The following is a 6,207-nucleotide window of genomic DNA, read 5'->3' on the forward strand; positions in this document are numbered from 1 at the left end:
AAATATCTCCCTACCAGGTGCGTGTCGCGCCGGATTCGAGCTTCCCGCCCTTGTGCCGCCAGCGCGGTTCCTTGTCGACGGTGCGGCCGGTGATGTGGCGGAGACTGCGGATCACTGACCCGTACAGCCCGGAAGCGGTCGAGGAGATCTTGCCGCCCGGCGGTTCGTCCATGAACGGCATGAACTTGTCCGGGAATCCCGGCATCGTGCAGCCGATGCAGATGCCACCCACATTCGGGCACCCGCCCACACCATTGACCCAGCCGCGCTTGGGCACATTGCACTTGACGACCGGACCCCAACAGCCCAGCTTCACAATGCATTTCGGCGATCCGTACTCTTCGGCGAAATCACCCTGCTCGTAGTAGCCCGCGCGGTCGCAACCTTCGTGGACGGTGGCGCCGAACAACCACTTCGGGCGCAGTGCATCGTCGAGCGGGATCATCGGCGCCTGGCCCGTGGCCATATAGAGAAGGTATGTAAGAGTCTCGGACAGATTGTCGGGCTGGATCGGACAGCCGGGCACGCAGACGATCGGAATGCCCGCTTTGCTCTTCCAATCCCAGCCGAGATAGTCCGGGACACCCATCGCGCCGGTCGGATTTCCCGCCATGGCGTGGATACCTCCGTACGTCGCGCAGGTGCCTACGGCGACCACCGCGGTCGCCTTGGGCGCCAGCCGATCGAGCCATTCGCTCGTCGTCATCGGCTGACCGGTCGCAGGATTGTTGCCGAAGCCGCACCAGTAACCCTCGTCGTGCAACTGCTCATTGGGGATCGACCCCTCGACGACCAGAACGAACGGATCCAGTTCGCCCCGATCTCCCTTGAAGAACCACTCCAGGAAATCGTCGGCGCCGCCGGCCGGACCGCATTCGAAATCGATGAGCGGCCAATGCACGGCAATCTTCGGTAAACCGGGGAGTGATCCGAGTGCGATCTCTTCGATGCTCGGCTGGGTGGCGGCGGTGAGGGCCACCGAATCGCCGTCACAGCTGAGTCCGGCATTGATCCAGAGGACGTGGATCAGGGTGTCTTCGGCTTTTACTGCTTCCTGAGTTGGCATCGGACTGCCACCTTCCGCAGCGGGGGCACGCGGATACATCTCCGGTTAGCTACGTCGACTATTCCGCGTGTGAATCTGATCACATGAGTCTAGGTCTGAGAGCTAACCGCTTTCAAGGCGTTGGGATGCCAACGGTTAGCCGGGCGGCGAGCCAGTCGTACCAGAGGGGCAGCCCGTCGCCGGTGGTCGCCGATACCGGAAGGATTTTTACGCCCGGATTCACCGACTGCGCATACTCCGCGCACCGCTCTAGATCGAAGTCCACATATGGCGACAGATCGGTCTTATTGATCAGCACCAGCTCCGCCGCGGCAAACATGTGCGGGTACTTCAACGGCTTGTCGGTGCCCTCGGTGACCGAGATGATCACGACTTTGCCCGCCTCGCCGAGATCGAACAATGCCGGACAGACCAGATTGCCCACGTTCTCCACGAACAGCAGGCTGCCCGGCGCCGGTTCCAGTGCGTCGAGAGCGCGCCGCATCATGTCCGCGTCGAGATGGCAGCCCGCGCCGGTATTCACCTGTACGACCTTGCATCCGGTTGCCCCGATGCGCCGCGCATCCAGCACGGTGGCCTGATCACCCTCGATGACGGCCACCGGAACGGATTCGAACTCGCGGATGGTTCGCTCGATCAGGGTCGTTTTCCCCGCCCCCGGTGAACTGGTCATATTCAGTGCCAAGATCCCACATTCGCGCAATCGCGCACGATTCGCCGCGGCGAGTTCATCGTTCTTGGCGAGCACCTTCTGTTCGAGGGTCAGTGTGGTCAGAGGGTGCTCATGGGAGTGCTGGTGTTCATGCCCGGGACCATGCTCATGGTGGCCATGATCGTGCGGGTGATCGTGGTCCTGATGTCCGACGGTGATCACGGCGACCCCGTCGCCTTCGCAGCCGCAGGTTGCGCACATCGCTCACTCACCTCCATAGATACGATTCGAAGTTCCCGCCCCGCAGTGATCTCGACCTCGGCGCTGCCGCAACGGCACAGCACGATGAGGTCGGGCAGAAGGAATTCCGCCCCGCAGCTCCGACAATGCGCTGCCCCGTCGACAATGCGCAGGTCCAGTCGTGCTCCCTGAGCGATCGTCCCCTCGGTGGCAAGCTCGAAACAGAACTGCATGGACTCGGGCACCACAGCACACAGCGCGCCGACCTCGACCGTCACGTGGTGCACCGGGCGCCCTTGCGCATGCTCACAGACGGCGTCGACAAGGTACTGGGTAATAGCCATTTCATGCATCCCGACCTCGCCTTTCGACAAGCCCTGGAATGGATCCTACGCCGCGGCCAGGGCGGACCGGCGGGCCATGACCGCAAACGATGGGCAATGGATCATCTTGTTATCACCCTGGTGGCGGACAGCCGCGTACTGTGCGCGAGAACATATTCGCTCGGCCGGAGGGGTAGGTCCTTGTCATCGTTGATTCCCGGATTCATCGCCTGGCCGCTGACCGTCTGCGTCGCGGTCTTTGCGGTGGGCCGTTTCCTGCTGTTCCGGGACAGGATCGTCGACCGGCTCATCAATCGGCTGTACGCATGGAGCGCGGCGGCGATGCTCCTCTACCGGTTCGCGTCCATGTCGGGTGCTTCCGGTCCGGTATCCGCGCTGGCGCTGGCGCTGGGCTGCGTCGTGATGGCGACAACGTACCTTTACGCCATCGGGTGCGTCCGCCTGAGCGATATCGTCCCGGACACCCTGCGGGGTCGTCTGCGTCGATGCAGTCTCGTCGCCCTGATATCGACGGTCGCGGTTCTGATCGCGGGCGCAAGGGCAAGCAGCGAAGGGCGCCCGGTCGACATGAGCCTCGCGTGGGACGGGATCGTCATCGCGATCGCGGTCGGCGCGCCGGCCGCGATAAACACGGCGGTCTTCGTTCGAATGGTCGTCCGCGAGTACCGCGCCGACGATCGCACCGCAGCGGAAAGGGTTGTCGGTGCGGGCATGATCCTCAGCATGATGTTCGTCTGGGGAACTCTGCTACTCTCCGGTCTTCAATTGACCACCGGGTGGCCCCAACTCGGACCTCATATGCCGCGGGCAGAGCTGGCATTCACGGTCGGCGTCGTGGTCAACGGCATAGCACCCGCGTTCCCGTTGTCGATGGCGTTTATGCGTGCAGTGGGCCTGGATCGCGAGGGACGGGTGTGTCGTCGGCTGGATCCGCTGTGGCGGGATCTCACGGCGGCGGTCCCGGAGATCGTGATGCACCCGGCGGTCGACACTGGAGCCCCGCGCGATCCGGCCACGCGAGTTTTCCGGATGACGGTCGAAATACGTGACGCGCTGATGCATCTCGCGCCCTATATGCCTGCCGGACAGCGGCCGCTCGTCGAAAGTGGCGGAAACCCCGAGGATTACGCGAAGCGGATCGCACACGCGGCGAGAGCAAGGATGACGGGCATTGCTCCTATGTACTCGACGGTTGCATCGCAGTCGCCCATCGGTGGTGGCGATTTCCATACCGACCTCGAGAAACTGCTCGACCTGGCGCAGGCGTGGCGTAACCTTCCGACAGTTCTGCAGGCGCGACGCGCTTGAAATGACAAAATCCCTTGCATCGCAAGGGATTTTGTCTATTCCAGTGTTCGGGGGGAGCTGATATCGGGCCGTCGGCAATAGCTCGCCGACGGCCCAGTCCATCAGCTATCAGACTTCCGGATCCTAAACATAGGTGTAACCGACGGCGTTGCTGGTTCCACCTACGGTGCTGGTGGTGACCTGCACCGTTCCGGCCGCACCCGCGGGGGCGACGGCGGTGATCTGGATAGCGGAGTCCACGGTGAACGACGTCGCCGGTGTGGCACCGAAGTCGACCGCCGTGGCTCCGGTCAGATCTGTTCCGATCAGGACGACCGTTGTTCCACCGGCCACCGGTCCCACGTTCGGAACGATCGTGGCGAGGGTGGGAACCGCGACATAGGTGAAGGAGACACCATTACTGGTTCCACCAGCGGTGGTGACGGTGACCTGCACCGTTCCCGCCGCACCCGCGGGGACGAGGGCCGTGATCTGGGTGTCGGAGTTGACCGCGAACAAGGTCACCGGTGTCGCGCCGAAGTCGACCGCGGTGGCTCCTGTCAGGCCTGTTCCGGTGATCACAACGACTGTCCCACCGCTTACCGGGCCTGCGTTCGGAACGACCGTGGTCAGGGTGGGGACCGCTGCATAGGTGTAGGAGACACCGTTGCTGGTTCCACCCGCTGTGGTTACGGTGACTTGCACGGTTCCGGTTCCTGCGGGGGCGACCGCCGTGATCTGGGTGGCGGAGTCCACGGTGAACGAGGTCGCCGGTGTGGCACCGAAGTTCACCGCCGTCGCCGCGGTCAGGTTCGTCCCGGTGAGGACGACCGTTGTTCCACCGGCCACCGGTCCCACGTTCGGAACGATCGTGGTGAGGGTGGGAACCGCGACATAGGTGAAGGAGACACCATTACTGGTTCCACCAGCGGTGGTGACGGTGACCTGCACCGTTCCCGCCGCACCCGCAGGGGCGAGGGCCGTGATCTGGGTGTCGGAGTTGACCGCGAACAAGGTCACCGGTGTCGCGCCGAAGTCGACCGCGGTGGCTCCTGTCAGGCCTGTTCCGGTGATCACAACGACTGTCCCACCGCTTACCGGCCCTGAACTGGGAACGACCGTGGTCAGGGTGGGAACCGCGATATAGGTGTAGCCGACACCGTTGCTGGTTCCACCAGCGGTCGTGACGGTGACCTGCACCGTCCCGGCCGCACCCGCAGGGGTGACCGCCGTGATCTGGGTGGCGGAGTCGATGGTGAACGAGGTCGCCGGTGTGGCACCGAAGTCCACCGCTGTGGCTCCTGTCAGCCCTGTTCCGGTGAGGACCACCGTTGTTCCACCGGTCACCGACCCGGCGTTCGGAACGACCGTGGTCAGGGTGGGGACCGCTGCATAGGTGTAGGAGACACCGTTACTGGTTCCACCTATGGTGGTGGCGGTGACTTGCACGGTTCCGGTTCCTGCGGGGGCGACGGCGGTGATCTGGGTGGCGGAGTCGACGGTGAACGAGGTTGCCGGTGTGGCACCGAAGTTGACCGCTGTGGCTCCTGTCAGCCCTGTCCCGGTGAGGACGACCGTTGTTCCACCGGCCACCGGTCCCACGTTCGGAACGACCGTGGTGAGGGTGGGGACCGCGATATAGGTGAAGCCGACACCGTTACTGGTCCCACCCGCTGTGGTGGCGGTGACCTGCACCGTTCCCGCCGCACCCGCAGGGGCGACAGCGGTGATCTGGGTGGCGGAGTCGACAGTGAACGAGGTTGCCGGTGTGGCACCGAAGTTGACCGCTGTGGCTCCTGTCAGCCCTGTTCCGGTGAGGACGACTGTTGTTCCACCGGCCACCGGTCCCACGTTGGGAACGACCGTGGTGAGGGTGGGTAGCGCGATATAGGTGAAGCCGACACCGTTACTGGTCCCACCCGCTGTGGTGGCGGTGACTTGCACGGTTCCGGTTCCTGCGGGGGTGACCGCGGTGATCTGGGTGGCGGAGTCGACGGTGAACGAGGTTGCCGGTGTGGCACCGAAGTTCACCGCCGTCGCCGCGGTCAGGTTCGTCCCGGTGAGGACGACTGTTGTTCCACCGGCCACGGGTCCCACGTTGGGAACGACTGTGGTGAGGGTGGGTAGCGCGATATAGGTGTAGCCGACACCGTTGCTGGTTCCACCAGCGGTCGTGGCGGTGACTTGCACGGTTCCGGCTGCACCCGCAGGGGCGACCGCCGTGATCTGGGTGGCGGAGTCGACGGTGAACGACGTCGCCGGTGTAGCACCGAAGTCGACCGCTGTGGCTCCTGTCAGCCCTGTTCCGGTGAGGACGACTGTTGTTCCACCGGCCACCGGCCCCACGTTGGGAACCACGGTGGTCAGAGTAGGCACCGCGACATAGGTGAAGGAGACACCATTACTGGTTCCACCCGCCGTGGTCGCAGTGACTTGTACGGTTCCGATTCCAGCGGGCGCGACCGCCGTGATCTGGGTGGCGGAGTCGATGGTGAACGAGATCGCTGGTGTGGCACCGAAGTTCACCGCCGTGGTCCCGTTCAGCCCTGTTCCGGTGAGGACCACTGTTGTTCCACCGGCCACCGGCCCCACGTTGGGAACCACGGTGGTCAGAGTAG

At 64.1% G+C, this 6,207-nt stretch carries 5 protein-coding genes; 1 reads left to right on the top strand and 4 read right to left on the bottom strand.

Going from position 1 to position 6,207, the window contains the following annotated elements:
* Positions 1-10: 10 nt before the first annotated feature.
* The 3 genes from ACIBI6_RS26335 to ACIBI6_RS26345 all read right to left on the bottom strand — a co-directional run bounded on the left by ACIBI6_RS26335 (position 11) and on the right by ACIBI6_RS26345 (position 2,311).
* A complete protein-coding gene (locus ACIBI6_RS26335; protein ID WP_364342308.1) occupies positions 11-1,066 on the bottom strand; it encodes a hydrogenase expression protein HypE in 1,056 nt (351 codons plus the stop codon).
* A 112-nt stretch (positions 1,067-1,178) separates the two neighbouring features.
* Positions 1,179-1,979 (bottom strand): hydrogenase nickel incorporation protein HypB, encoded by an 801-nt coding sequence (hypB, locus tag ACIBI6_RS26340; RefSeq protein ID WP_364342305.1) that lies wholly within the window; start codon positions 1,977-1,979, stop codon positions 1,179-1,181.
* Positions 1,937-2,311: a hydrogenase maturation nickel metallochaperone HypA gene (locus ACIBI6_RS26345; RefSeq protein ID WP_364343065.1), complete on the bottom strand. Its 375-nt coding sequence runs from the start codon at positions 2,309-2,311 to the stop codon at positions 1,937-1,939. Before ACIBI6_RS26345 ends, hypB begins: the two co-directional genes overlap by 43 nt.
* 171 nt (positions 2,312-2,482) lie before the next feature.
* On the opposite strand from ACIBI6_RS26345, the gene ACIBI6_RS26350 reads away from it, so the two are divergent.
* Positions 2,483-3,610 carry an MAB_1171c family putative transporter gene (locus ACIBI6_RS26350; RefSeq protein WP_396958206.1) on the top strand — a complete coding sequence of 376 codons (1,128 nt, stop codon included), beginning with the start codon at positions 2,483-2,485 and terminating at the stop codon, positions 3,608-3,610.
* Between the two features lie 123 nt (positions 3,611-3,733).
* Here ACIBI6_RS26350 and ACIBI6_RS26355 read toward each other — a convergent pair whose 3' ends face one another.
* On the bottom strand, positions 3,734-6,193 hold the full coding sequence (locus tag ACIBI6_RS26355; RefSeq protein WP_396958207.1) for a beta strand repeat-containing protein: 2,460 nt from the start codon (positions 6,191-6,193) through the stop codon (positions 3,734-3,736).
* Positions 6,194-6,207: the final 14 nt, after the last annotated feature.

The sequence above is a fragment of the Nocardia sp. NPDC050412 genome (genome assembly GCF_044458825.1).
In the GTDB taxonomy this organism is placed as follows: Bacteria; Actinomycetota; Actinomycetes; order Mycobacteriales; family Mycobacteriaceae; genus Nocardia.

Bases quoted from the DNA above. Each gene is read 5' to 3' on its own strand.
- ACIBI6_RS26335 (WP_364342308.1), bottom strand. From the start codon at position 1,066: ATGCCAACTCAGGAAGCAGTAAAAGCCGAAGACACCCTGATCCACGTC.
- hypB (WP_364342305.1), bottom strand. From the start codon at position 1,979: ATGTGCGCAACCTGCGGCTGCGAAGGCGACGGGGTCGCCGTGATCACC.
- ACIBI6_RS26345 (WP_364343065.1), bottom strand. From the start codon at position 2,311: ATGCATGAAATGGCTATTACCCAGTACCTTGTCGACGCCGTCTGTGAG.